The organism is Amycolatopsis sp. MJM2582 (assembly GCF_000754115.1).
Classification (GTDB): Bacteria; Actinomycetota; Actinomycetes; order Mycobacteriales; family Pseudonocardiaceae; genus Amycolatopsis; species Amycolatopsis japonica.
The window spans coordinates 1,560,578-1,583,596 of the sequence record NZ_JPLW01000002.1; the positions used below are offsets into that span (position 1 = coordinate 1,560,578).

Annotated in this window: 24 protein-coding genes; 7 read left to right on the forward strand and 17 right to left on the reverse strand. The window is 68.1% G+C overall.

Translation table 11 applies throughout. The features are described 5' to 3' along the window. Nucleotides 1–39: 39 nt before the first annotated feature. From ED92_RS17360 to ED92_RS17370, 3 genes are all read right to left on the reverse strand, one after another. Complete coding sequence (locus ED92_RS17360) at nt 40–2,019, reverse strand: hypothetical protein (protein ID WP_037339179.1); 1,980 nt, start codon at nt 2,017–2,019, stop codon at nt 40–42. A 149-nt stretch (nt 2,020–2,168) separates the two neighbouring features. Next, on the reverse strand, nt 2,169–2,801 hold the full coding sequence (locus ED92_RS17365) for an MBL fold metallo-hydrolase (protein WP_037339181.1): 633 nt from the start codon (nt 2,799–2,801) through the stop codon (nt 2,169–2,171). Beyond that, nucleotides 2,798–3,883 carry an S-(hydroxymethyl)mycothiol dehydrogenase gene (locus ED92_RS17370; RefSeq protein WP_037339183.1) on the reverse strand — a complete coding sequence of 362 codons (1,086 nt, stop codon included), beginning with the start codon at nt 3,881–3,883 and terminating at the stop codon, nt 2,798–2,800. Before ED92_RS17370 ends, ED92_RS17365 begins: the two co-directional genes overlap by 4 nt. 151 nt (nt 3,884–4,034) lie before the next feature. Between ED92_RS17370 and ED92_RS17375 the strand changes: the two genes are divergently transcribed. After that, nucleotides 4,035–5,300 carry a helix-turn-helix transcriptional regulator gene (locus ED92_RS17375; RefSeq protein ID WP_037339186.1) on the forward strand — a complete coding sequence of 422 codons (1,266 nt, stop codon included), beginning with the start codon at nt 4,035–4,037 and terminating at the stop codon, nt 5,298–5,300. Nucleotides 5,301–5,313: 13 nt separating this feature from the next. On the opposite strand, the gene ED92_RS17380 is transcribed toward ED92_RS17375, so the two are convergent. Beyond that, entirely contained in the window at nt 5,314–5,895 is a 582-nt protein-coding gene (locus tag ED92_RS17380) for a (d)CMP kinase (protein WP_037339189.1), read from the reverse strand. A gap of 59 nt (nt 5,896–5,954) precedes the next feature. Between ED92_RS17380 and ED92_RS17385 the strand changes: the two genes are divergently transcribed. Together ED92_RS17385 and ED92_RS17390 are read left to right on the forward strand one after the other, a co-directional pair. Further along, nucleotides 5,955–6,521, forward strand: a complete 567-nt coding sequence (locus ED92_RS17385) for an AAA family ATPase (RefSeq protein ID WP_052120642.1) — start codon at nt 5,955–5,957, stop codon at nt 6,519–6,521. Nucleotides 6,522–6,547: 26 nt separating this feature from the next. After that, entirely contained in the window at nt 6,548–6,913 is a 366-nt protein-coding gene (locus ED92_RS17390; protein WP_037339192.1) for a hypothetical protein, read from the forward strand. Nucleotides 6,914–7,013: 100 nt separating this feature from the next. Here the strand turns inward: ED92_RS17390 and ED92_RS43155 are convergent, their stop codons facing one another. Further along, a complete protein-coding gene (locus ED92_RS43155) occupies nt 7,014–7,313 on the reverse strand; it encodes a ricin-type beta-trefoil lectin domain protein (protein ID WP_037339194.1) in 300 nt (99 codons plus the stop codon). Nucleotides 7,314–7,387: 74 nt separating this feature from the next. Beyond that, nucleotides 7,388–8,194 carry a GNAT family N-acetyltransferase gene (locus tag ED92_RS17400; protein ID WP_037339197.1) on the reverse strand — a complete coding sequence of 269 codons (807 nt, stop codon included), beginning with the start codon at nt 8,192–8,194 and terminating at the stop codon, nt 7,388–7,390. Between the two features lie 95 nt (nt 8,195–8,289). On the opposite strand from ED92_RS17400, the gene ED92_RS17405 reads away from it, so the two are divergent. Next, a complete protein-coding gene (locus ED92_RS17405) occupies nt 8,290–9,606 on the forward strand; it encodes an NAD(P)-binding domain-containing protein (RefSeq protein WP_037340260.1) in 1,317 nt (438 codons plus the stop codon). A gap of 19 nt (nt 9,607–9,625) precedes the next feature. Here the strand turns inward: ED92_RS17405 and arsB are convergent, their stop codons facing one another. Next, a complete protein-coding gene (arsB, locus tag ED92_RS17410) occupies nt 9,626–10,699 on the reverse strand; it encodes an ACR3 family arsenite efflux transporter (protein ID WP_037339200.1) in 1,074 nt (357 codons plus the stop codon). 29 nt (nt 10,700–10,728) lie between these two features. Next, nucleotides 10,729–11,133, reverse strand: a complete 405-nt coding sequence (locus tag ED92_RS17415) for an arsenate reductase ArsC (RefSeq protein WP_037340261.1) — start codon at nt 11,131–11,133, stop codon at nt 10,729–10,731. A 126-nt stretch (nt 11,134–11,259) separates the two neighbouring features. On the opposite strand from ED92_RS17415, the gene ED92_RS17420 reads away from it, so the two are divergent. Continuing rightward, nucleotides 11,260–11,676, forward strand: a complete 417-nt coding sequence (locus tag ED92_RS17420; protein ID WP_200882713.1) for a helix-turn-helix transcriptional regulator — start codon at nt 11,260–11,262, stop codon at nt 11,674–11,676. A gap of 2 nt (nt 11,677–11,678) precedes the next feature. Here ED92_RS17420 and ED92_RS17425 read toward each other — a convergent pair whose 3' ends face one another. Further along, nucleotides 11,679–12,062 carry a hypothetical protein gene (locus ED92_RS17425; RefSeq protein WP_037339202.1) on the reverse strand — a complete coding sequence of 128 codons (384 nt, stop codon included), beginning with the start codon at nt 12,060–12,062 and terminating at the stop codon, nt 11,679–11,681. 116 nt (nt 12,063–12,178) lie between these two features. On the opposite strand from ED92_RS17425, the gene ED92_RS17430 reads away from it, so the two are divergent. Next, entirely contained in the window at nt 12,179–12,367 is a 189-nt protein-coding gene (locus ED92_RS17430) for a hypothetical protein (protein WP_037339205.1), read from the forward strand. Here ED92_RS17430 and ED92_RS17435 read toward each other — a convergent pair. Both ED92_RS17435 and ED92_RS17440 read right to left on the reverse strand, forming a co-directional pair. Next, nucleotides 12,346–13,695 carry an FAD-binding oxidoreductase gene (locus tag ED92_RS17435; RefSeq protein WP_037339207.1) on the reverse strand — a complete coding sequence of 450 codons (1,350 nt, stop codon included), beginning with the start codon at nt 13,693–13,695 and terminating at the stop codon, nt 12,346–12,348. The genes ED92_RS17430 and ED92_RS17435 overlap by 22 nt on opposite strands. Beyond that, the gene (locus ED92_RS17440) at nt 13,692–14,393 is read right to left on the reverse strand and encodes a transporter (RefSeq protein ID WP_081975830.1); all 702 of its coding nucleotides are present in this window, start codon (nt 14,391–14,393) and stop codon (nt 13,692–13,694) included. The genes ED92_RS17435 and ED92_RS17440 overlap by 4 nt, the downstream gene beginning before the upstream one ends. 204 nt (nt 14,394–14,597) lie before the next feature. On the opposite strand from ED92_RS17440, the gene ED92_RS17445 reads away from it, so the two are divergent. Next, on the forward strand, nt 14,598–15,197 hold the full coding sequence (locus tag ED92_RS17445) for a TetR/AcrR family transcriptional regulator (protein WP_037339210.1): 600 nt from the start codon (nt 14,598–14,600) through the stop codon (nt 15,195–15,197). A 9-nt stretch (nt 15,198–15,206) separates the two neighbouring features. On the opposite strand, the gene ED92_RS17450 is transcribed toward ED92_RS17445, so the two are convergent. From ED92_RS17450 to ED92_RS17475, 6 genes are read right to left on the reverse strand one after another with little or no spacing between them, the layout of a single operon-like run. Then, complete coding sequence (locus ED92_RS17450) at nt 15,207–16,667, reverse strand: aldehyde dehydrogenase (protein WP_037339213.1); 1,461 nt, start codon at nt 16,665–16,667, stop codon at nt 15,207–15,209. A gap of 19 nt (nt 16,668–16,686) precedes the next feature. Further along, complete coding sequence (locus tag ED92_RS17455) at nt 16,687–17,784, reverse strand: zinc-binding dehydrogenase (protein ID WP_037339216.1); 1,098 nt, start codon at nt 17,782–17,784, stop codon at nt 16,687–16,689. Next, on the reverse strand, nt 17,781–20,108 hold the full coding sequence (locus ED92_RS17460; RefSeq protein WP_037339219.1) for an AMP-binding protein: 2,328 nt from the start codon (nt 20,106–20,108) through the stop codon (nt 17,781–17,783). Before ED92_RS17460 ends, ED92_RS17455 begins: the two co-directional genes overlap by 4 nt. After that, nucleotides 20,105–20,866 carry a gamma-glutamyl-gamma-aminobutyrate hydrolase family protein gene (locus tag ED92_RS17465; protein WP_037339222.1) on the reverse strand — a complete coding sequence of 254 codons (762 nt, stop codon included), beginning with the start codon at nt 20,864–20,866 and terminating at the stop codon, nt 20,105–20,107. The genes ED92_RS17460 and ED92_RS17465 overlap by 4 nt, the downstream gene beginning before the upstream one ends. Beyond that, on the reverse strand, nt 20,863–22,194 hold the full coding sequence (locus tag ED92_RS17470; protein ID WP_037339225.1) for a glutamine synthetase family protein: 1,332 nt from the start codon (nt 22,192–22,194) through the stop codon (nt 20,863–20,865). The genes ED92_RS17465 and ED92_RS17470 overlap by 4 nt, the downstream gene beginning before the upstream one ends. Further along, a complete protein-coding gene (locus ED92_RS17475) occupies nt 22,187–22,837 on the reverse strand; it encodes a hypothetical protein (protein WP_037339228.1) in 651 nt (216 codons plus the stop codon). The genes ED92_RS17470 and ED92_RS17475 overlap by 8 nt, the downstream gene beginning before the upstream one ends. Nucleotides 22,838–23,019: the final 182 nt, after the last annotated feature.

Here is a 23,019-nt window from a genome sequence, read left to right on the forward strand (position 1 = left end):
GCGGCCCCCTTCCGAGCCGCGCGGACCAGTACTGCGTCGTCAGCCGACGTGGATGCCCGGCCGCAGCGCCGGATCGCGTTCGCTGGTGCGGATGATCTCGCGGACCACCGGTGCGGTGTCGCCGCGGCCGAGGATCAGGTAGCGGAACAGGTGCCCGAGCGGATTGCCCTCACTCCATTCGAAGTGACACTGCGGCCGCACCCCGGTGGCGTCGCGCAACGCGAGCAGGACGGCCGCGATCGCGTTCGGCGCCGCCGGGCTTTCCACTCGCAGGACACGGAAACCTTCGATCTCGACACCGCGGACCTTCAGCACGTCGCTGAACCCGGACGGGTCGATGACGTCGATCTCGAGGAACAGGACGTCGGCGGCACCCGGCACCGGGTTCAGGCCGCGCTGCTCGGCCTCCTTCGCCCGGTACTCGTCGGCGTCCCCGGCCTGGCGGCGGTTCGCGATGATGGTCAGCGCGCCGTCGTGGGCGATGGAATCGGTGACGAACCGGCGGGCGGGTTCGTCGAATTCGATGTGCTCCACCCGTAGTTCCGTGGTGCGCGTGACCCGCGAGATCAGCGACACCACGATGATCCCGAGGATGAAGAACGCGGAGATCGTGAGGCCGTCGGGCTTCTCGATGACGTTCTCCACCAACGCGTAGATCAGGATCAGCGTCAGCACGGCGAACGCGATCGCGGCCTTGCGCTGCCGCTTCTTCGCCGCCGAGATCGCCACCGCGACCGACGCCGACACCATCATCGCGAGGATCCCGGTGGCGTACGCCCCGGCCTGGGCGTTGACGTCGGCGTTGAAGATGATCGTCACCAGGACGCAGATCGCCGTGTAGACCAGCACCACCGGACGGACCGCGCGGGCCCAGTCCGGCGCCATCCCGTACGCGGGAAGATAACGCGGCACGATGTTGATCAGCCCGGCCATCGCCGACGCCCCGGCGAACCACAGGATCAGGATGCTGCTGATGTCGTAGGCGGTACCGACCCATTCGCCCAGCAGCTCGTGCGCGAGATACGCCAGCGCCCGGCCGTTCGCCTCACCACCCGGTTTGAACGCGTCGGCCGGGATCAGGACCGTGGTGACGAAACTCGTCGCGATCAGGTACACCGACATGATCAGCGCGGCGGCGGTGAGCAGCTTGCGGGTGTTGCGGATCCGGTTCGCCAGTTTCTGTTCGGCGTTCTCCCCCTTGGCCGCCACCAGCGGCATCATGCTCACACCGGTCTCGAAACCGGACAATCCGAGCACCAGCAACGGGAACGCCAGGATCGCCGGGCCGACGACACCGCCGAACCCGCCTCCCCCTGAGGTGAGCGCGTCGATCCAGCGGTCGAACGCGCCGGGTTCGGTGAACACCTCGCCGACCCCGGCGACCACGACGACGGCGTTGAGCACCAGGAAGATCGCGACCAGCGGGATCGCGACCCCGACCGCCTCGCTGAACCCGAGCAGGAACACCCCGCCCAGGATCAGCAGCAGGATCACCGTGATCAGCACCTCGTGCCCGTGCAGGAACGACGGGGTGATGGGGTTCTCCAACGCGTGCACCGTGGCGTCCGCCGACGACAGCGTGATCGTGATGATCCACGACGTCGCGACGAAACCCAGCAGTACCAGCACGAAGATCTTTCCGCGCCAGAACGGCAGCAGGTTCTCCAGCATCGCGACCGACCCCTGACCGTGCGGGCTCTCCTTCGCCACCCGCCGGTACATCGGCAACATCCCCAGCAGGGTCAATGCAACGATCAGCAACGTCGCCAGGGGCGACAGCGCACCCGCGGCCAGCGCCGCGATACCGGGCAAATACGACAACGTGGAGAAATAGTCCACGCCGGTCAGGCACATGACCTTCCACCACGATTGCGGTGTCGTGTGCTCCTCGTGGCTTTCCGGCCCCACCGGCTGCACCCGGTGCTCCATCAGCCACCGGCCGAACTTGCCCGTCGGCGCCACTTGCCGATCCGGACTGTCCACCCGATCCGGAACAGCGTATTCCGGCACCTCGGTCATTCTCCTGGCCTCCCCGTGTCGCGTGCACGTACCCGCACGCCATCTCCCCGGGACAGGGCGGCCGCGCACCGACGCGGACACTAACGACCCAGCGCTAAGAAACGCCGATCCAGCCGTAAAGAAAACATCAATGTCGCGCGACGGGCGGTTCAGTGTCCGCGGGCGATCCATTCGGCCAGGTGCGGGGCTTCGGCGCCGATCGTGGTGGGGTGGCCGTGCCCGGTGTGGACCTTGGTGTCCTCGGGCAAGGCGAAGAGCCGTTCCTTGATCGAGGAGATGATCGTCGGGAAGTCGGAGAACGAGCGTCCCGTCGCGCCGGGTCCGCCCGAGAAGAGCGTGTCCCCGGAGAAGAGCGCCTTGGCCTCGGGAAGATGCAGGCAAACCGATCCGGGCGAGTGTCCCGGCGTGTGGATGACCTCGAGTTCCGTACCGGCGACGGCGATCCGTGCACCGTCCTCCGTGCTCCGGAAACTGACGCCGGGATGGGTCATCTCCCACAGCTCCCGATCCCCCGGATGCAGAACGACGGGCGCGTGCAGGTGCTCGCCGAGCTGCGGAGCGACGGTGACGTGGTCGTTGTGCCCGTGGGTGCAGACGACGGCGACGACCTTGCGGCCGCCCACGGCCTCGGTGATGGTCTTCTCGTCGTGCGCGGCGTCCACGATCACGACCTCGTCGTCGTCCCCGACGAGCCAGACGTTGTTGTCGACGTCCCAGCTGCCGCCGTCGAGTTCGAAGACCCCGGCGGTGACGACGCGCTCGATCCGCAGGTTCCCGCTCACAGGATCACCACCGAACGCAGCACTTCACCGGCGTGCATGGCGTGGAAGGCCTTCTCGACACCGTCGAGCGCGATCCGCTCGGTCACGAACCGCTCCAGCGGCAACCGGCCCTGGAGGTACAGGTCGATCAGCATCGGGAAGTCCCGCTCCGGCAGGCAATCGCCGTACCAGGACGACTTCAGCGAGCCACCGCGCGAGAAGAAGTCGATCAGCGGCATCTCCAGCCGCATGTCCGGGGTCGGGACGCCGACCAGGACCACGGTGCCCGCCAGATCGCGGGCGTAGAAGGCCGCTTTCCACGTCTCCGGGCGGCCGACCGCGTCGATGACGACGTCGGCGCCGAAACCGCCGGTCAGTTCCTGGATCGCCGCGACCGTGTCGGTGGAACTCGCGTCGACGGTGTGGGTCGCGCCGAGTTCGCGGGCCCACGTGAGCTTCCGTTCGTCCCGGTCGACCGCGATGATCGTGCCCGCGCCCGCCAGCCGGGCCCCCGCGATGGCGGCGTCACCGACGCCCCCGCAGCCGATGACCGCGACCGAGTCGCCACGGCCGACGGCGCCGGTGTTGACCGCCGCGCCGAGCCCGGCCATCACGCCGCAGCCGAGCAGGCCCGCGACGGCGGGGTCCGCGGCGGGATCGACCTTGGTGCACTGTCCGGCGTGGACGAGTGTCTTGTCCGCGAACGCGCCGATGCCCAGCGCAGGCGTCAGCTCGGTGCCGTCGGTCAGCGTCATCTTCTGTGTCGCGTTGAAGGTGTCGAAGCAGTACTGCGGACGTCCGCGTTTGCAGGCCCGGCACTGTCCGCAGACCGCGCGCCAGTTGAGGACGACGAAATCCCCCGGCCGCACGGAATCCACGCCCTCTCCGACGCTTTCCACGGTGCCCGCGGCCTCGTGCCCCAGCAGGAACGGGAACTCGTCGTTGATGCCGCCCTCGCGGTAGGTCAGATCCGTGTGGCAGACCCCGCAGGCCGCGATCGACACGACGACCTCGCCCGGGCCGGGGTCCGGGATCACGATGTCCGTCAGCTCCACCGGAGCGTTCTCGGACCGGGCGATCACCCCGCGCACCTGCTGTGGCATTCCCTGTTTCCTCCACCGTTCGACGACACAGGCATGCACATGAGCGCATGCTTCACGTGAGGTTAGGCCGGAAGCAGGCGGCAGCGACCTGGCCATCGGTCCAGTGGATCCTGTCCTTTCGACCAGGCGAGCCGGCGGCTAGGCTCATCCGATGCCCGACTGCGCCGACCTGACCGCACTGCGCGACGTCATCGAGGGCCCGCTGCGCGAAATCGCCGACCGGTTCTCGCGGTTCCTCGCCGACGGCTGGCCGCACCAGGCCCTGGTCATCTTCACCCGTGAGTGCACCGGGCGGCCTCGCAAGGTCACCGGTGCCGGGGAGATCACCGACAAGGTCACCATCGCCGAACTCGAAGCGCTCAAAGCGAGTGTGCCCGCCGGCCATCAGCTGACCACGACGGCCGCCCTCGGCGGCAGCACCCGGACGGTCTGGGCCGTGCAGGACCCGATCGGCACCCTGCTCGTCCTCGTCCCCCGGTCGAGCCGTACCCGCTTCCCGCAACCCGCTGTGCTGGCCGAGGTCTTCGGCATCGTCGCGACCTCGATCCGCCAGCAGGTGACCCAGGCCAGCCCCGACTATCTCGCCGAATCCCGCGCGGCCTCCAGCGAACGCGCCCGGACGATCACCGAAATGGCCGCGGCACACGAAACCGCGCTCGTCACGATCCTCACCACCCTGCGGTCCGCCCGGCTGGACGACCACCGCGCCCGGCTCGCGGCGACCGACTCCGCCTCGGCCGCACTGGTCGCGCTCCGATCCGCTCGGGAAACCGATCTCGCGCAATCCGAAGAGCCCGCGCATGCCGCGTTCGGCAGGCTACGGCGGGAAATCCGGCAGATGCTGCGCCATCACGACGCGGAACTGGAGTTCACGGCCCCGGCGAAGAACGGGCAGCCGGTGCCGGGCGAGGTCGCCCATGCCGCCAGGGCGATGACGTGTGCGGCGGTCCTGGCCTTCACCGGCCAGCCGGACTTGACCCGCCTCCGCATCGCCTGGTCGAGCGACAGCACCGCGCTGCATCTCGATATCCGGGACCAGGAATCCGGGAACCTCGACGTCCAGGGTCTGCGAGCGCAGCTCGACGGACGTGCGAAAACGCTGGGCGCCACCGTCGAGATCGACGCCGTCCCCGGCTGGGGCAGCCGCGTCACCGTCGACCTCCCGTTCGAGCCGACCTCAGGCCGGGTCGACGAAACTCAGCTGGCGGACCTCAACCCGCGCGAACTCGAAGTGCTCCGGCTTGTGGCGCAAGGACAACGCAACAAGTCCATCGCCGCCGCGCTCGGCATCACCGAAAGCACGGTCAAATTCCACGTCGCGGGCCTCTTGAAGAAGCTGAACGTCACCTCGCGAGGTGAAGCCGCGGCCTTGGCACTGAGCGCCGGAGTCCCCGGAACTCAGCCCGCCGTGCCGTAGCCACCGTTCCGGTTCACACTGTGCTCTGATCGAACGGCCCTCGAAGCCACTGATCGACCTGCCGTTGGCCACGCAGCCGGACGACGACGAGCTCGGGGTGGCGATTCTCGTCGATCACCTTGCGGACCCGCGCGCGCATGATCGGGTGGTGGCGCCACGCGATCTTGACGATGTGCTGCGGGTCGGTGAAGAACGTGTGCAGCGGGCCCTCGACGTTTCCCCCGGCGATCTTCGAACCCCGCCCGACACGACGTTGAAGCGTGCGAACGACGACGCGAGTCGTGGCCAAGGCACGCGGATGATCGAGCCACACCAACACGTCGAGCCGTGCCGTCATGTGCTCCCGGACCTGTTCGCCCTGCCACTCGATCGCCCAGACATCCTTGTCGAGGAACCGCAAAACGTCGGCCTGCCACGTCTCCCGGACCGTCCAACCAGGACCGTGGTAGAAGGACTCGAACTCGACATACGCCACGCCCATGCGCTCGCACAGCGTTCGCGCGAGAGTCGATTTGCCCGATCCCGCGGGGCCCGCCACCGCGACCCGTCGGACCGGCCACCGAGGAAGAGGATCGGTTGGCCCGAGCACGTGCATACGGTGATCATAGATCGACCGACCAGCCACCGACCGGAGCCAGGACATAGGGTCGACTCATGGCGCGTCTGATCCACATCAATGGTCTCTCACGCGTGGGAAAGTCCACCCTCGCCCGCCGTTACGCCGACGAGCACCCAGGAACGCTCGCCCTCGACCTGGACGTGCTCACGGGGTTGATCGGCGGTTGGAAAGAGAACTTCTTCGGGGCCTTGGAGATCGCCCGCGGCCACGGACGGGACATGGCCGCACGTCATCTTCGCGACGGACACGACGTGATCGTCCCGCAACTTGTGACCGTTCACGACCGCGACCCGGACCCGGCCTTCGAAGCGGTAGCCCTCACCACCGGAGCCACTTACGTCGAGGTCGCCCTCCTCGTCGACGACCACGAACATCTGCAACGCCTGCGCGAGAAGCGTCCGGCCAACGATGTCGAGGCACAGCTCCAGATGATGCTGGACGATCCCGGTTCCGACCTGCTCGACAGGATCCAGGGTCACTTCGTCGAGTACCTGGCCGAACGCCCGCATGCGATCCGACTCGATACGACCGGCATCGGGGTGGACGAGTCGTACACGCGCTTCCTGAGCGTGCTCGACGTGGCACAGCAGAGGACCTTGTGAACGAAAGCGTGTGACATCGTCTTCCGATGAGCTATCACCTCGCGGTCTGGGAAGGTCCACGCCCCATCGACGACAATGCGGCGCAAGCGGCGTTCGCGCGTCTCCGCACCGAGTACCCGGGAGGACGAAGGCGGATTCGAGCGTCCACCTTGATCCAGCAGTACATCAGCCAGCTACTGGCACGCTGGCCCGATCTCGACTCGGACGCCGAGGACGACGAAGACGACATCCCTTGGTCGGACGGACCATTGATCGACAACGCCAGCGGCCCGCTGTTCTACTTCGGCGTTGTCTACAGCAAGTACGAGGAAGCCACGGAGTTCGCCGTCGAACGCGCCCAGGCGCTGGGGCTGATCTGCTTCGATCCTCAGACCGGGCGGCTTGCGCCCTAACGCGCGGAACGCTGTCACGCCCGGCTCGCCGTGCACCATCCCTTGCTGAAGAAGGGATCGGCGTCGGCGAGCCAGGCGTTTGTCGCTCCGCGGCTTCGAATCAGCTCCGCAGCTTCGTCACCGTCCACAGCACGGTTCCCGCGCGGCAGACCCGCAGCCCGACGGCTTCCGCCTGACCGCCGCTGTTGTGCAGGCAGAGCCCGGTCGACACGTTGGTGAAGTACTTGTTCGTCGTGGACGACGTCCGCCAGTCGCTGACATTGGCCTCACAGGACCCGGCGAAAACCGACGACGTTCCGGCTGCGAGACACAGCCCGGACGCCTTGTTCTTGAACTTTCCGGGAGCGTAGTTGTTCCACTTCTGATGATTGTTCCCATTTTGGCAAACATGCGTGTACACGCTGCCCGCGGAATTGGAGTCCAGGCAGCGTTGGAACCCTGCCGCGAACCTGATCCAGAAAAGCGACTCGGCCTCTAGGCGGTGACCGGACCGCGGCGTTCCAGGAAGACGGCGTCCCGCCAAGCGCCATCGCGTCGGACGATGCGCTCGCGGATGCCGACGGTGCGATAGCCGGCACTCTGGTGCAGGGCGATGGAGGCGCGGTCATCGGTGAAGAGCGACGTCTGCAGTGTCCAGAGCCCGGCCGCGTCGGCTTCCGTGACTTGCTTGTGCATCAAGGCTTTACCCACGCCGCGGCCACGGTGGCTTTCAGCGACATGGACCGATGTCTCGGCGACTCCCCGATAGCACTCGCGTTCCGAAACCGGAACGGCGACCGTCCAGCCGACGACTTCGCCATCGATCTCGGCGACCCATCGGTGGCCAGAGGTTTCGCGGCTGAGGACCTCGGCGTCGAATGTGGCGATTCCTTCACTCCAGATCCGGCGGACCGAGTCACGGTCCTCCTCGCGCAGCGCGCGGACGATGACGTCTTCCGGCAGGTTCTCCGGGCAGCAGGGACGCGGGGCGAGCAGGCCCATCACGGCGTCGGCGGCGTGCGGCAGCCCGCTGCAGCAGGCCTGGTTGATCGTCACGACCGTGGCCGTGCCTTCCTTGCGCAGGTGCAGGAAGCCGACCTCGGCCAGTTTTCGGACGTGATGGGAGCACGTCGACTGGCTGGTTCCGAGGATCTCCGTGAGCGCGCCGACGGTCAGGCCACGCGGCGAGGTCGCGACCGCGTGCAGGAGTTTGACCCGCATGGGCTCGGCGAGACAGGCGAACCAGCCGGCGTAAGTCGCGGCTTCATGCTCGGGCAGGAGAACGGGCACAACCGTGGTCATGCCGCCCAGTATCGACCGAAATCGATGGTTGCGTCAATCGACGCCGGTCGATACATTCCCTTCAATCGAGACAGATCGATGAAAGGTGCATGGGGATGAACGAGCTGCCTGTCGTGGTGATCGGCGCGGGACCGGTGGGGTTGGCGGCGGCCGCCGAGCTGGTGGAGCGGGGTTTCGAGCCGCTGGTGCTGGAACGCGGCGCGGGGGCCGGTGCGGGAGTGGCCGAGTGGAATCACGTGCGGTTGTTCTCATCGTGGTCCGAGCTCGTGGCTCCGGCGGCCGGGCGGTTGCTGCAGGGCACCGGCTGGACGCGACCCGATGGCGAGACGTATCCGACGGGTTGGGAGTGGGCCGAGCGTTATCTGCGGCCACTGGCGACGGCGCTCGACGATCGGGTGCGATTCGGCGCCGAGGTGATCGGGGTCGCCCGTCGCGGCCGCGATCGGGTCGTGGACAGCGGCCGCGACGACGAGCCGTTCACCGTGCACGTCCGCGCCGACGGCACGGAGGAACGGATCGCGGCACGGGCCGTGATCGACGCTTCGGGAACCTGGTCGACGCCGAATCCCCTTGGCGGGGAAGGACTTCCCGCCATCGGCGAACGAGCGGCGGCGGACCGGATCGCCTACCGTGTGCCGGATCTGGGCGACCCGGCGGTGCGGACCCGGTACGCGGGAGGACACGTGGCGGTCGCGGGGAGCGGGCACTCGGCGCTGACCGCGCTGGTCGCGTTGTCCGGACTCGCGAAGGACGCGCCCGGTACGCGGATCAGCTGGGTGTTGCGCCGCGGGTCGGTCGGCAACACCTTCGGCGGTGGCGACGCCGACCAGCTCCCGGCACGGGGCGCGCTCGGCCTGCGGGCTCAGGAGGCCGTGAAATCCGGGCTGATCGACGTCGTGACCGGGTTCCGCACAGAAGCGCTCGAACGCGACGACGCGGGGAGGCTCACGCTGATCTCCTCCGCGGGAAAGCGGATCGAGCACGTCGACGAAGTGGTGACGCTGTCCGGGTTCCGACCGGACCTGACCTGGTTGTCGGAGCTCCGGCTGGACCTGGACCCGGCTCTGCAGGCACCGGTCGCACTCGCGCCGCTGATCGATCCGAACGTGCATTCCTGCGGAACCGTCTACCCGCACGGCGCGAAGGAACTCGCCCACCCGGAGAAGAACTTCTACCTGGCCGGGATGAAGAGCTATGGCCGAGCGCCGACGTTCCTCGCCATGACCGGTTACGAACAGGTCCGCAGCATCGCCGCCGAACTCGCCGGTGACCACGAAGCGGCGACGCGCATCGAATTGCGCATGGCCGAAACCGGCGTATGCGGCGGCGCCGGACTGTTCGACGAGCCGGACGACGCGCCGTCCGGGGGATGCTGCGCTACGGCGGAGGCGGAAGTTCTGACGCCGTCATGATCACCACCCGCGGTTCCGCTCATTCCGCCGGGACTTTCGTGCTCCAGCGTTTCCGCAGCCGGAGACTCACGTACACGAGGGCGACCAGCACCGGGACCTCGATCAACGGTCCGACGACCCCGGCGAGCGCCTGACCCGACGTCACGCCGAAAACGCCGATGGTGACGGCGATCGCGAGTTCGAAGTTGTTGCCCGCGGCGGTGAACGCCAGTGTCGTGGTGCGTTCGTAGGACAGCCCGGACGCCTTGCCCAGCAGATATCCGCTGGTCCACATGACGGCGAAGTAGGCAAGCAGCGGCAAGGCGATCCGGGCGACGTCGAGAGGCCGGGACGTGATGGTCTCCCCTTGCAGGGCGAACAGGATCACGATGGTGAACAACAGGCCGTACAACGCGACCGGGCCGATCTTCGGCAGGAACGTGCCCTCGTACCAGTCACGGCCCTTGTTTCGCTCCCCCGCACGGCGGGACAGATACCCCGCGGCGAGCGGGATCCCGAGGAAAACGACGACGCTGAGCGCGATTTCCCACGGCGAGAAGTCGACGCTCGAGGTGTCCAGACCGAGCCAGCCGGGCAGCAGGTCCAGGTAGAACCAGCCGAGCACCCCGAACATCAGCACCTGGAAGACCGAGTTCACCGCGACCAGCACCGCCGCGGCCTCGCGATCACCGCAGGCGAGGTCGTTCCAGATGATCACCATCGCGATGCACCGGGCGAGACCGACGATGATCAGGCCGGTCCGGTATTCGGGAAGGTCCGGCAGCATCAGCCAGGCTAGCGCGAACATCAGCGCCGGGCCGAGAATCCAGTTCAGCACCAAGGAAAGCACCATCGTGCGCCGGTCCTTGGTCACCGCGCCGAGCCGGTCGTAGCGGACCTTCGCCAGCACCGGGTACATCATCAGCAACAGCCCGAGCGCGATCGGCAGCGACACCTGCCCGATCTTCACCGCGTCCAGCACCTCCCGCAGACCGGGAATCACGCTGCCCAGCAGCAGCCCGACACCCATCGCGCCAATGATCCAAGCCGGCAGATAACGGTCCAGAAAGGACAGTTGGCGCAGGACGTCGGGTTCATCGGCGGCAAGCGTCACGTTGGGGCCTCCAGGCTCCGGGAAGTCGTTCAGGCGTCGAGGATTTCGGCGACCAGGCCACGGACGCGGCGGTCGATCTCGTCCCGGATCGGACGGACGGCGTCCACGCCCTGCCCCGCCGGGTCTTCAAGGGGCCAGTCCAGGTACCGCTTTCCGGGAAACACCGGACAGGTGTCTCCGCAGCCCATGGTGATCACCACATCGGATGCCTCGACGTCCTCGGTGGACAGCTTGCTCGGCACCTCGGCGGTGATGTCCAAGCCCCACTCCGCGAGCGCCGCGGCCGCGGCCGGGTTCACCGTCCCGGCCGGCTCCGAACCGGCCGACCGGACGGCGATACGGCCGAGCGAGTAGTGCTGCAGCAACGCCGCGGCCATCTGCGAACGACCGGCGTTGTGCACGCAGACGAACAGCACCTCGGGTGTGCGGGCCATCGGCGGAGTCCTCTCGATGGTGGACTGGATCGAAATCTGCGAATCCAGATTCAAGAGCTTGCATCGATATTTGTCAATCCACCGGGTACGCTCGCCGTCGAAGGTCACCCGGACCGAGGAGGGCACGTGGCGACGGAGAACGGGCGCGGCCGGAAACCGGTGCCCATCACACTGCTGATGGCCGAGCCCGCGGCGGTCATCGCCCAGGACGAGGCCGAGCAGGCCGCGAAGTTGTTCAAGGCCCTCTCGGATCCGGTCCGGATCAGACTGCTGTCGCTGGTCCGCTTCTCACCCGGCGGCGAGGCCTGCTTCTGCGATCTCGCCGAAGAGTTCGACATGCCGCAGCCGTCGCTGAGTCATCATCTCCGCGTTCTGGTCGCGGCGGGCATCCTCGATCGGGAGCGACGCGGCACCTGGAGCTGGTACACCGTCCTTCCCGAGCCGCTGCGATCACTGGAGACACTTCTGCACGCCGGTGGCCCGCTGGCCGACCGGGCCGCGCCGCTGTCGAACCGGGGCACCGTTCCCGGCGGCGGTTCGTAACCTCACTGCTCCCCCAGCCACTGCTCCGCTTTTCGCCAGATGGCCCGCGAATCGAGGTCGGCGGTGCGCCAGGTGGTGGCGCGGGTGGTGCCGAGGTCGCGGTACTTCCGCATGATCGCCACGTGGGCGGGCAAGCCGACGAACCCACGCAAGCCCTCGTGGTCGCGCCACACCGAAACCGAGCCCAGCCGCCGGCGAAGCGGCTCCGCCCACAGCCATTGGCCGACCGCGCCGGGCAGCCGGGGCCACTCGCGGCTGAGCACGTAGCCCGCCCGGTAAGCACCCGGTGTGCTCCGGAAGTCGTCGAGCGTCAACGCGGTGACGCTGACCAGCATGTCTCCGGAGAAGTCCGCGGCATGGCCGGGCATCCACTTACCTCTGATCATGCTCGCTCCTCACGTCGTCCCAGCCCGAGATGGCTGCGACACGCTTATGATACGCACATGCTTATCATTGAGGAGAGCGGCGGCTGGTGCCATCCTGTGGCGGAGGAGGTGGCTGATTGTCGAAGCGGCGATACGTGGCAAGAGGAGTGCCCGGCGGATACAGGATCTGGGACAACAAGGGGCGGCGATGGTGGGGCGACCATTACGAGTTGTGCCCCGACGATCTGCTCGCCGAGTTGAACGACGCCGCGGACCCGGTGCGGATCACCGCCTTGCTCAAGCGCTATCGAGCGCTCCGGCGCTGACCTCTCCGGGCGTTGCGCCGGCTCCCGTTCACGAAATCGTTGAACCGGTCGACGGCCCAGATGGTGCGCAGCCCCAGCGGGCCCATCATCATCGGGCGCGGAAACTCGGCCTTCTCCACCCACAGCGCCGCCAAGTCCTCGTGGCGCTCGCCGTCGACGATCAGGTCGGCGATGAGCGAGCCGACATAGGGCGCCTGGGCCAGACCGTGGCCGTTGCAGGCGATCGAGTAGTAGGTGCTCTCGTCGAGCTGTCCGGCGAGGGGTAGCCACGACGAGGTGATCGCGATCCATCCTCCCCACGCGCGGTCGATCGCGACGTCGGAAAGGGCCGGGAACCGGCTCGCGAACGCTCGGGCGAGTTCCTCGACGAGCGCGGGGTCCGGCTTCTTCGGCGGGAGTGGATACGTCCTGCCGCGTTCGAGCCGCCGGACACCGAAGACGATGGTGCCGCGTGGCGTCAGGCGGTAGTTCTCCATGATGTTGTGCTGGGTGACCAGCCCCGAGCGACTGGTCCAGCCCAAGGCCGCCAGCCGGGCGGGGTCGATGGGCCCGGTCTCCGCTTCGGCGACCCAGATGGGCACGGAAAGCCGGCGAGGGGTGACGTCCCACTCCCCCGCGTACGCGTTCGTCGCCAGCACCACCTTGTTCGCCCGCACTTGACCTCGGGCGGTGGTGATGACCACCCGACCGCGACCGCGTGCGACGTCGGTGACCTTCGTCCGTTCGAAGACCTGCGCCGGAGTGCGGAGCAGCGCGCGACGCACCCCCGCGGTGAACAGACCGGGATTCATGATCCCGCCGACGTTTTCCCGCATCCCGCCGAGGAAACCGTGCGGGATCCCGAGTCCTTCGCTCGTGCCCAGTTCCACGTCGCCCCCGGCCCGCCGCAGGAGCTTCGCCACCCGGCGCACCCGGCCCAGCTGCCCACGCGAAACCGCCGCGAAGACGTTGCCCGTCTGCTCGTAGCCGCAGTCGATGTCGTGCTTCTCGATGAGGTCCTCGACGTGGTGCGCGGCATGCTCGGCCAGCCGGATCATGCCGGGCATCTTCTTGCGGTGGAACAGATTCAGGAGCTGGAGGTCGCCTCCCGGAGCGCCCGCCAGCTGGCCAGCGTTGCGCGAACTGGCGCCGTGCCCGCAGAATTCCGCCTCCAGCAGCACCACGTCCCGGCCTCGTTCGGTCAGCCGCAACGCCGTCGACATGCCGCCGAGTCCGCCGCCGACCACCGCGACATCGCAGGTGAGGTCACCGGTCAGCGAAGGCCGGACATCCGCGGGCGGATCGACCCAGCCGCTGAAGGTGTCGTAGTGGACGTTGTCGGTCTTCATCGCACACGCCCGGACAGCGCCGCGGCACTCGGCTCCTTTTCGAATCCCGCCGCCACGTTGTGTTCGTGCAGGGCGCGATAGGCGAAGTAGTACACGAACATCTGGAATCCCCAGGTGGCCAGCGCCGCGCTGTAGAAAAGCGTCCGGTGCACGTCGTCGCCCGGGATCGGGAAGAAGTCGTAGGTGATCGCGATGACGGATCCGGCGATGGTGACCAGCGCCGCGCACACGGCCTGCACCGTGGCGCCGATACGCCAGAGCCGCCACGAGAAGTAGGCGAGGAAAGCCGTCGTGAGCACGTTGACGACGACGAAGAACGTCGCCGGACCGACGTGCAGCTGATCGGCGCGGAACTGCTGGAGGAACAGCCCGGCGACGGCGGCGAGGGCGAACGCGCCGACATCGACCGCGACGGACGGCTTGTACCGATGCGTCACGCGCATCAGCCCCATGACGAGGATGAGGGTGATGCCGACCGATCGCGAAAAGGCGTCGAAGAAATACGCGATGCCGTACAGCGGACTTCCTTCGTCACCACCGAGAAGTGCCCAGAGGAGAAAGTTCGAGCCCGACGTCGCGACGATCATCCATTCCAGGCCGAGGAGATAATTCCTGTAGCGCCGGATGAACTTCCATCCGAAACAGAAGCCGGCGAAGATCATCCAGAGATCGGCCAGCATGAAGAGCAGATCCTTCACGTCCTTGATTCCTTCGATTCATGCCTTCGACTCCGCGTCGAAGGCGGCACATGCGGATATCGAGCCGACTTGTGATCCGGCTCATAGCCTACGTCAGAGTTAGCCATCCGATCAAGTCGCTTGACCAAGTTCCCGCCGACGCCCCCGCTGCTAGGCTGGCGTTGACTTAATCAAGCGTCCAACTACGTGCACCGGGAGGATTGCGTGCCACGGATCCCCGCCGCCCAACGGCGCAGCGACTTCATCAAAGCCGCGGTGGAGGTCATCGCGACCTACGGCATCGAGGGCGCGACGACCCGGCGGATCGCCGAGGAGGCCAAAGCGAACCTGGCGATGCTGCACTACTGCTATGACTCCAAAGAGGACCTCTTCGCCGATGTCTACGAGTTCGTGGCGAGCAGGTACCGCGCCATACTTGCGGACGACGAATCCCACGGCGACGTGCAAGAGACCGCTCGACGGCTCCTGCGCGGAGTCATGGAGTGCTATCTCGAGTCGATCAGCTTCACCGCGGCGACGGTGGAGCTCATCAGCTGGGCGCGACGTCAGCACGGAGACCGCGGTATCGCGGTGTACGACAAGGCTCTCGAGACGGTGCGCCTTCGGCTCGGTGAAGCCGGCGCGGTCGAACCGGAGGTCATCGACGAGATCGCCTTCGTCATCGCCGCCCTCGCCGACGGTTTCGCCGCGAACTGGCTGACCTACGGGGATCGGGCCGCCGCGCAGGGGCAGATGGAGATCGCGACGTCGGTCCTCGACAGCTGGCTGGCGGCCCGGCTCGGATCCACGCCCGTCGCTTCGTGACCGGGTGAATCACAACGGCAGGCCGGGCGAATCGACCCCGACGACCCGGTCGCCGCAGAAGACGCGCACCGACTCGGCGGGCCCGTGGCCACCGATACCGGCCGGACCCCAGAAGCTCTGAGCCGAGTCGTCGCCCAGGTCGACGACCTTCGCGCCGTTGACGCGCACCTCGCCCGACGAGATCCGCGCACCGACGTCGATCGCGCGGTCCGTGTCGGCGCCGAACACGTACGCGTCGAGACCCGAGGGATCGGCGTTGGCGATACGCAACGCTTCTTCGTCGGAATCCACCGCGTGCAAGGAAACGACCGGGCCGAACAGCTCGGCGGTGGCCTGTGCGGGGTCGGCGCCGACGGCGACGGTCGGCGACAGGAAGTAGCCGTCGAGCTCAGGCAGCCGAGCGGGTCCGTGCAGGGTCGCCCCGAGGTCGCGCAGCCCTTCGAGCCTGCTCTGAAGGGTCCGAAAATGCGGGGCGTTGGAGATCGGACCGAGCTGGACGTCCTCGTCGAGCGAGCGGCCGACGACGAGCTTGGAGATCCGCTCGGTCAGCGCCTCGAGAAGCGGGGCGACCAGGCTGCGGTGAGCGAGGATCTTGCCCGGCCCCTCACACCACTGACCGTTGAGTTTGGTCATCCCGTCGAGGATCCCGTCGGCGGTGACGTCGAGATCGGCGTCGTCCAGCACGAGCACCGGGTTGTTGCCGCCGAGTTCCAGTTGCAGGACCTTGAAATCCTCCGCGGCCGCCCGTGCGATGGCGCGTCCGGCACCGGGCCCGCCGGTGAACGAGACGATCTTGACGCGGGGGTCGGCGGTCAGTCTGGCGCCGACGTCGCCACCGCCGTGCACGAGTTGCAGCGCACCGCTGGGCAGGTCCGCCTCGACGAAGCACTCGACGACGATCTGCGCGCTGCCGGGCGCGTGCTCCGACGGCTTGAGGATGACCGGGCACCCCGCGGCCACCGCACTGGCGATCTTGGCCGCGGGGATGAAACTCGGACCGTTCCACGGCGTGAGGATCGCGGCGGGTCCCCACGGCACCTTGTGGAGCCGGACATCACGGCCATCCGCCGCCAGCGCGGTGACCCGCGGGATGGTCACCAGATCCGCCGCCGACGCGCGGATCCTCGCGGGCAGGAAGGCCGCGACCTGGCGCGTGACGCCGATCGGTGTGCCGCTGGTCAGCGAATCCGTGCGGGCGATGTCCTCGACACGGGTCTCGACGATCTCGGCGACGCGCTCGAGCAGGTCGGCGCGCTCACGGCGAGCGTCCTCGTTCCATGGGCGGGGGTCGTACACGCACTCCGCGTGCCGCAGCGCGCGCTCGATGTCGCCGGGCGCCGTCGTGACGGAACGGTGGACGCGCTCACGCGTGTTGGGGTCGACGTTCCACGTGTCCCGGACCGTCTCGCACGCGGTCCAGGAGCCGGCGATGTGGTTCACCGGCTGGGGAATCTCGATCTCGTTGCTCATCTTCGCGTTCCTTCCCTGGTCAGGATCGGAGGTCGACGACGATGCGGGTCACGTCGCCGGACTTCATCTCCTCGAAGCCCTGGTTGATCTCGCCGAAGGGGATTACGCGCGTCACCATCTCGTCGAGCAGCAGGCGCCCCTGCCGGTACAGGAGGGCGAGCTGAAGGATGTCCTGCCGCGCCTGCCCCGAGCCCATGTAGGAACCGATGAGCCGCTTCTCCTCGAAGAAGAAGTCCGACGCCGGGACGCTGAGCTCGGTGCCTCCGGGCGCGATCCCGACCAGGCACGCGGTCCCGGTCGGGCGCACGAGGGCAAGTGCCGTCGCGGCGGTGCGGGCCGAGCCGACGGCTTCGAAGGAGTAGTCCACCCCGTCTCCGAGCAGGCGGTGGAGTTCCGCGACCGGGTCGCCGTCCCCGCCGTCGACGACATGGGTGGCGCCGTAGTCCCGCGCGGCCTTGAGCCGGTCGGCGTCCAGGTCGATCGCGACGATCGCCGAGGCGCCGGCGAGCCTGGCTCCTTGGATGATGGCCGATCCGACGCCGCCGCAGCCGACGACCGCGACCGTGCTGCCCGGGCGCACCTTGGCGCCGCGGAACACGGCGCCGACCCCGGTGACGACACAGCAGGCCAGCAGGCAGCCGACGTGCGGCGGGACGTCGTCAGGAAGCTTCACCAGCGAGTTCTCACGCATGAGGACGTGCCGGGAGAACGCCCCGATGTCGCCCAGCCGCTCGATCGGCTCGCCCGACGTGGTCTGGAACGCGGGCCTGGGTCGGCGACGGATTTCCTCCAGCCGACGGCATTGGGTCGACCGCCCGGCTTCACAGTTCGCGCACCGGCCGCAGGACGGGGTCAGCGCGCCGACCACGCGGTCACCGGGGCTCAGCCCGGACACCTGCGAACCGACCGCCTCGACCACGCCCGCCACCTCGTGGCCGACCACGACCGGCAGTCCGGTCGGCACCGTTCCGGTCATGTAGTGCAGATCGCTGTGGCACAGCCCCACGTTCGTGACCGCGACACGCACCTCGTGCGGCTCCGGGTCGTCCACCCGGATGACGGTCAGTTCGAGTGGTTCGCCGATAGTCGTCAGCACGGCGGCCTGGGTCTCGATCACGTCGAGGTCTCCTTTTCGGATCTTGTGGACAGAAAGCTCTTGATGCCCGCGCTCAGGACGCCGCTCTCCCAGGTCTGGGCGGCGGCGAGGTCCTCACGGGCGAAGGCCGCTTCGACGTCCTCTGGCCGCGGGCGAAGGAGCGCGAGGTGGAGGGCCGTCGTGTTCCCCTCGGGAGTCCAGTCGAGGACGGTGCAGACGGCGCGGTCGATCAGGGCGCCGGGCTCGACGATCTCGTCCAGAAGGCCGATCCGCAGGGCTTCGTCGGCCCGGACACGAGGAGAGCCGAGAACCAGGCGCGTCGCGTGGTTTCCGACGAGCCGCCTCAGCAGCACACTGGACGCGTTCGAAATCGTGATGCCCCGGCCGTTTTCGGGTTGGAAGTACTCCGTCGCCGGGGTTCCGATGCGGGCGTCGCAGCACAGGGTGATCTCCGAGGCTCCCCCGACCGCGATCCCGTTGACGGCCGCGATCACGGGCACCCGCGTCTGCAGGATCGCCCGGGTGATGTCGTGGAAACTAGCGAACGCCTCGCGCATCCCGGCTTCCGTGGACGGCGCGCTCTGAAGGTCCTCGCCGGCGGAGAAGGCTCGTCCCTCGCCGGTGAGCACGATCCCGCGCACGCTCTCGCCCGTGCCGAACTCGCGGATGACGCTCGCCAGCCGGAGCCGGGTGGCGACGTCCATGGCGTTGAGCTTCTCGGGTCGCCGGAGGGTCACCACCGCCACGCCCCGGACGACGCCGACGTCGAGGAATCCCTTCGGCCGTCGCGCACCGAGGTCGTATGTCACGCCGGGATCGGCCGCGGCACGCGCTCTGAGCGCCGGTTTGGAAACGCGTTCGGACGGCGTTCGGGGGAAGTCAGCGACGAACTCGACATAGCGCGGCACCTTGAACCGCGCGAGTTCCTTGCCCGCCCGCTCGACGATCCGCTCGGCGGTCGCCCGGACCGCGGGCACGCCGGCCGCCAGCCGCACGAACGCCTTGACCTCCTCGCCGAAGATCTCGTCGGGTTCGGCGACGACGGCGGCCGAAACCACCAGATCGTCCCGTTCGAGGGCGGCTTCGACCTCGACGCTCGCGACGTTCTCGCCGCCGCGCCGGACCATGTCCTTGATCCGGCCGACCAGCCGGATGCCTCGGTCCTGGCGGACGACGACATCCCCGGTGTGGAGCCAGCCGTCCCGCAGCACGCGGGCGGTGTCCTCCGGCCGGCTCCAGTAGCCGTTCATCATCGGTGTACCCGCGATGATCAGCTCACCGGGCTCGCCGTCGGGCGATTCGGTGCCGTCGGGGCTGACGACACGCACCTGTTTCGTCGGCACCGGACTGCCCAAGCTCCCGCTTCCCACGGCGCCGGGGTCGTCGAACGGGCTGAACAGGTCGATCCCGGACTCGGTCATCCCGTAGACCTCGCGCCACGGGGCGCCCCATCGCTCCTCCAGTTCCGCGTGAAGACCGCTCGGGATTCCCGAACAGAAGACGAGCCGGAGGTCGTTGTCGCGGTCTTCGGGGCGAAGCGGCTGTTTGAACAGCAGCGTCGGCATGGACCCGAGGACGTAGAAGAAGGTCGCGCGGTGCCGCCGGACGTCCGCCATGAAGGTCGACGCGGAGAATCGGGGCAGCACGACCAACGGGGCGCCGACCGTCAGGGCGAGCGCGGTGTTCCACTGTGGATCCATGTACGAGAACGGTTGCGCCGTAAGAAGAACATCGTCGGTCCCGAGCCCGGTCGCCGCCGCGCAGATCCAGCCCAGCCGGACCCAGTAGTCGTGGGTGAGCATGCACGCCTTGGGGAAACCGGTCGTGCCCGACGTGTACTGCAGATTCGCCAGCACCCCGCCGTCGATCGTCACCGGCGGAGGCGTCGCCGGGAACGACTCCGCCCCGTCGTCGGCGACATCGAGGACGCGGACGTCCTCACCGGCGGTGGACTCCCTGATCAGGACCGAGCGTTCGGCGTCGGTGCACACGACACGCGCGCCCGAATCCCGGAGGACGAAGACGAGATCCGCGCGCTGATAGGAACAGTTGATCGGTACGGCGACCGCGCCCGCCTTCAGCACGGCGAGCCACGCCACCGGCCAGTGCACGACGTTCGGGAGCATGATCGCGACCCGTTCGCCGGGCCGGACGCCGTCGACCTCGATCAGCCGGTGCGCCAGCCTGGACGTCCAGTCGTCGATCTCGGCGAAACTCCACGACCGCTCCCCGAACCGCAGGAATTCCCGCGCGGGCGAGTCCTTCGCGCGCCGCGACAGCAGTTCCGTCAGGGTCGGGACGGCGGGATCGTCGCCGAGCTGTCCGAAAGCCACTTTCGCCGTCATGGCAAGCTCCTTCGCCTCGTCGCCGCGGCCTGGACCACCCACGTCATCGCCGGGTCCTCGCTCTTCATCCATTCCGGGTGCCACTGGACGCCGAGCACCGGCGCGCCCGGGAGTTCGACCGACTCGATCACGCCATCGCTCGCCCGTCCGGTCACGACCAGTCCGGTGCCGCAGCGGTCGACGGCCTGGTGGTGCCACGAGTTGGTCATCGCGTGCTCACCGAACAGACCGGCGGCGATCGAGCCCTTTTCAAAGGACACAAGGTGATCCGCGGTGCCGTCGGTCGGCGCGGTCTCCGCCGACAGGTGGCTCACGGGCCCGGACGGCAGATCGGCGACGAGGGTGCCGCCGAGCGCGACGTTGAGCACCTGCATCCCCCGGCACACACCGAGCACCGGAATCCCCTGGTCCAGGGCGGCACGGACGAGCGCGATCTCGTACTCGTCCCGGGCCGCGTCGTGGACCATCGGATCGGTTCTCGGATCGACGTCGCGGACCACACCCGGGTCGCCACCCCAGAACGCCGGATGGACGTCCTGCCCACCGGTGATCACGACTCCGGACAGCCGACGGCAGATCGCCGCCGCGTCGGTGTCGTAGGAGAGATACACCGGAAGACCACCGGCCTGCGCGATCCGGCTCGCGAAGTCCGACATGTAGCTGTCGAGACAACGGTCGCCGTACCGCTCGTCGGCTCCCTTGATCAGCTCAAGCCGGAACCGCCTGCCGGTGATGCCGATCATCGGACGCGCGCTCACGGGAACTCGAAGTAGCGAGTGGACTCCCAGTGCGAGAGTTCGGCGAACGGGTCGCCGCCCTTGGTGTGGAACTCCATCCACTCCCAGCGTCGTGACGCGACCCAGAAGTCGACGAACTCGTCGCCGAGGTATTCGCGCAGAAGGGGATCGGCGTCCAAGGCGGCACCCGCTTTCGACATCGTGTCGGGGATCCGGGCGGGCCCGGCTCCCTCGGGCAGGCACCACGCCATGTCCGTGACCTGCTCCGGCGGCTCGATCTCCCGCTCGACACCCGCCAGAACCCCGGCCAGCACCCCGGCCAGCGCGAGGTAGGGATTGACGTCGGCGCCGGGAAGGCGGTATTCGAGCCGCGAGTACCGGGGATGGCCGGTGATGGCCCGGACCGCGGCCGTCTTGTTGTTGACGCCCCAGCTCACGACGGTGGGCGGTCCGGTGAAGTCCACCAGCCGCCGGTACGAGGTGATCTGTGGCAACGCGATCGAGGTGTTGCCCGCCATCGTGGCCAGCAGTCCGCCGACCGCGTGCCGCATCAGCCGGGACGGGCCGTCCTCGGCGAAGAACCGGTTCACCCCGTCGCTCTGGAGCGACAGGTTGATGTGGGCGCCCTGTCCGTAGCCCGCCGTCGGCTTGGCCATGAAGGTCACCGTGTGGCCCTGGTCGAAGGCGACCTCGCGCATCACCTGCCGCGTACGCGCCCAGGAATCGGCCAGCGTGATCGGATCCGCGGGCGCCAGGTTCAGTTCCGTCTGGCCGGCGGCGGCCTCGTCGGTCCACGCCTCCCAGGCGATGCCGACCCGATCGAGGCGATCGACGACCGCTTCCATGTAGTCGACCCAGTCCTTGGACCTCGCCAAGTGGTACGTGGCTCCCGCGGCGCCGCCCAACGGCGTCAGCTCCCGGTACCCGCGTTTTCGCGCCTCCTGAACGGACTCCTCGAAAAGCGTCGCTTCGATCTCCACGGCGATCGTCGCCGTGTACCCGAGAGCCGCGAGCCGGTCGACCGTCTTCCGCACGAGGTTCCGCGGGCAGATCGGCACGGGTGTGCCGTCCTTCAGCCAGTAGTCGCCGATGACCGAATCCAGGCCCGGCTTCCATTCGACGAGGGTCGTCAGGTCGGGGATCATCTGGATGTCGTGGAGATTGCCGCGCCAGTCCGGGAAAGCGTCACCGAGGACGATCTCGTTGCCGAGGTCGATCGCGAACAGGATGTCGGCGAAGGCGAAGCCGGTTTCCTTGCCCGCGGCGAACTTCGCGAGCGACACGTTCTTCCCGAGAAAGCTTCCGTCGTGGTTCGTCGCTTCGAGGCGCACGGCGCGCGGATCAGACATCGAACCGGACCTTCCAGTAAGCGGCCGTCATGACCGACATCTGCGACAACGTGCCTTTGATCCGCAGCCCGGCCGCCAAGGAGGCGGCGAAATCGTCCGCACCGCTGAAGACCCCGGCGAGCAGGTCAGGCGGTCCCGCCATCAGGTACTCGGTCGCCCCGTCGCCGAACCGGTGCCGCTCCGAGCCATCGGCGTCGACGATCAAGACGTCGGGGATACCCGGGATTTCCCTTGTCACCGCCCAGAAATGCCGGGCGGCCGCACGCCAGTGCGGCAGTGGCGGCGTCAGCGCGCGCAAGGTGTCGGCGGCCAGGACGACATCACCGGCGGACTCCCGCGCGGCGGCGAAACGTGCCCGCAGGTCGACGACGACGGTCGCGTCGGGCTCGCTCACCACGCCGCCGGTCACCGCGATCGTGTCGCCGCGGAACGCGATCGTCGCGGACTGTGGTGTGTCGTGGGAGCGGACCACCACGGTGCCGCCGGACCGGCCCAAGACCTCGTGCGCGTGACCGATTCGCGAGGAGTCGCGCAAGGTGCGGCCGATCAGCCGGACGAGGGGACTCGCGTCGTTCTCGATCACGATGGCGAAGGCCGGGCCCTCCCTCACGGATGTTTCGGGGAACGTCATGATCTCGGCCATTCGTCGGCCCTTTCGATCTTGGCGGCTGCCGCGGCGTAGTTAGTCAAATGACTCGATCAATTGACGAAGATGATGGGCGTGCCGTCGCGCGTTGTCAACAGACCCATTCGGGCGAGCGCCCATACCGCCCCTTGACGGCGCGGGAAAGTTGTCTCACACTCTGTCACCTGACTTAATCGGAT

Coding starts and splice junctions, on each gene's coding strand:
- ED92_RS17360 (WP_037339179.1), bottom strand. CDS start 2,019: ATGACCGAGGTGCCGGAATACGCTGTTCCGGATCGGGTGGACAGTCCG.
- ED92_RS17370 (WP_037339183.1), bottom strand. CDS start 3,883: ATGCCACAGCAGGTGCGCGGGGTGATCGCCCGGTCCGAGAACGCTCCG.
- ED92_RS17375 (WP_037339186.1), top strand. CDS start 4,035: ATGCCCGACTGCGCCGACCTGACCGCACTGCGCGACGTCATCGAGGGC.
- ED92_RS17380 (WP_037339189.1), bottom strand. CDS start 5,895: ATGCACGTGCTCGGGCCAACCGATCCTCTTCCTCGGTGGCCGGTCCGA.
- ED92_RS17385 (WP_052120642.1), top strand. CDS start 5,955: ATGGCGCGTCTGATCCACATCAATGGTCTCTCACGCGTGGGAAAGTCC.
- ED92_RS17390 (WP_037339192.1), top strand. CDS start 6,548: ATGAGCTATCACCTCGCGGTCTGGGAAGGTCCACGCCCCATCGACGAC.
- ED92_RS17400 (WP_037339197.1), bottom strand. CDS start 8,194: ATGACCACGGTTGTGCCCGTTCTCCTGCCCGAGCATGAAGCCGCGACT.
- ED92_RS17405 (WP_037340260.1), top strand. CDS start 8,290: ATGAACGAGCTGCCTGTCGTGGTGATCGGCGCGGGACCGGTGGGGTTG.
- ED92_RS17415 (WP_037340261.1), bottom strand. CDS start 11,133: ATGGCCCGCACACCCGAGGTGCTGTTCGTCTGCGTGCACAACGCCGGT.
- ED92_RS17425 (WP_037339202.1), bottom strand. CDS start 12,062: ATGATCAGAGGTAAGTGGATGCCCGGCCATGCCGCGGACTTCTCCGGA.
- ED92_RS17435 (WP_037339207.1), bottom strand. CDS start 13,695: ATGAAGACCGACAACGTCCACTACGACACCTTCAGCGGCTGGGTCGAT.
- ED92_RS17450 (WP_037339213.1), bottom strand. CDS start 16,667: ATGAGCAACGAGATCGAGATTCCCCAGCCGGTGAACCACATCGCCGGC.
- ED92_RS17460 (WP_037339219.1), bottom strand. CDS start 20,108: ATGACGGCGAAAGTGGCTTTCGGACAGCTCGGCGACGATCCCGCCGTC.
- ED92_RS17470 (WP_037339225.1), bottom strand. CDS start 22,194: ATGTCTGATCCGCGCGCCGTGCGCCTCGAAGCGACGAACCACGACGGA.
- ED92_RS17475 (WP_037339228.1), bottom strand. CDS start 22,837: ATGGCCGAGATCATGACGTTCCCCGAAACATCCGTGAGGGAGGGCCCG.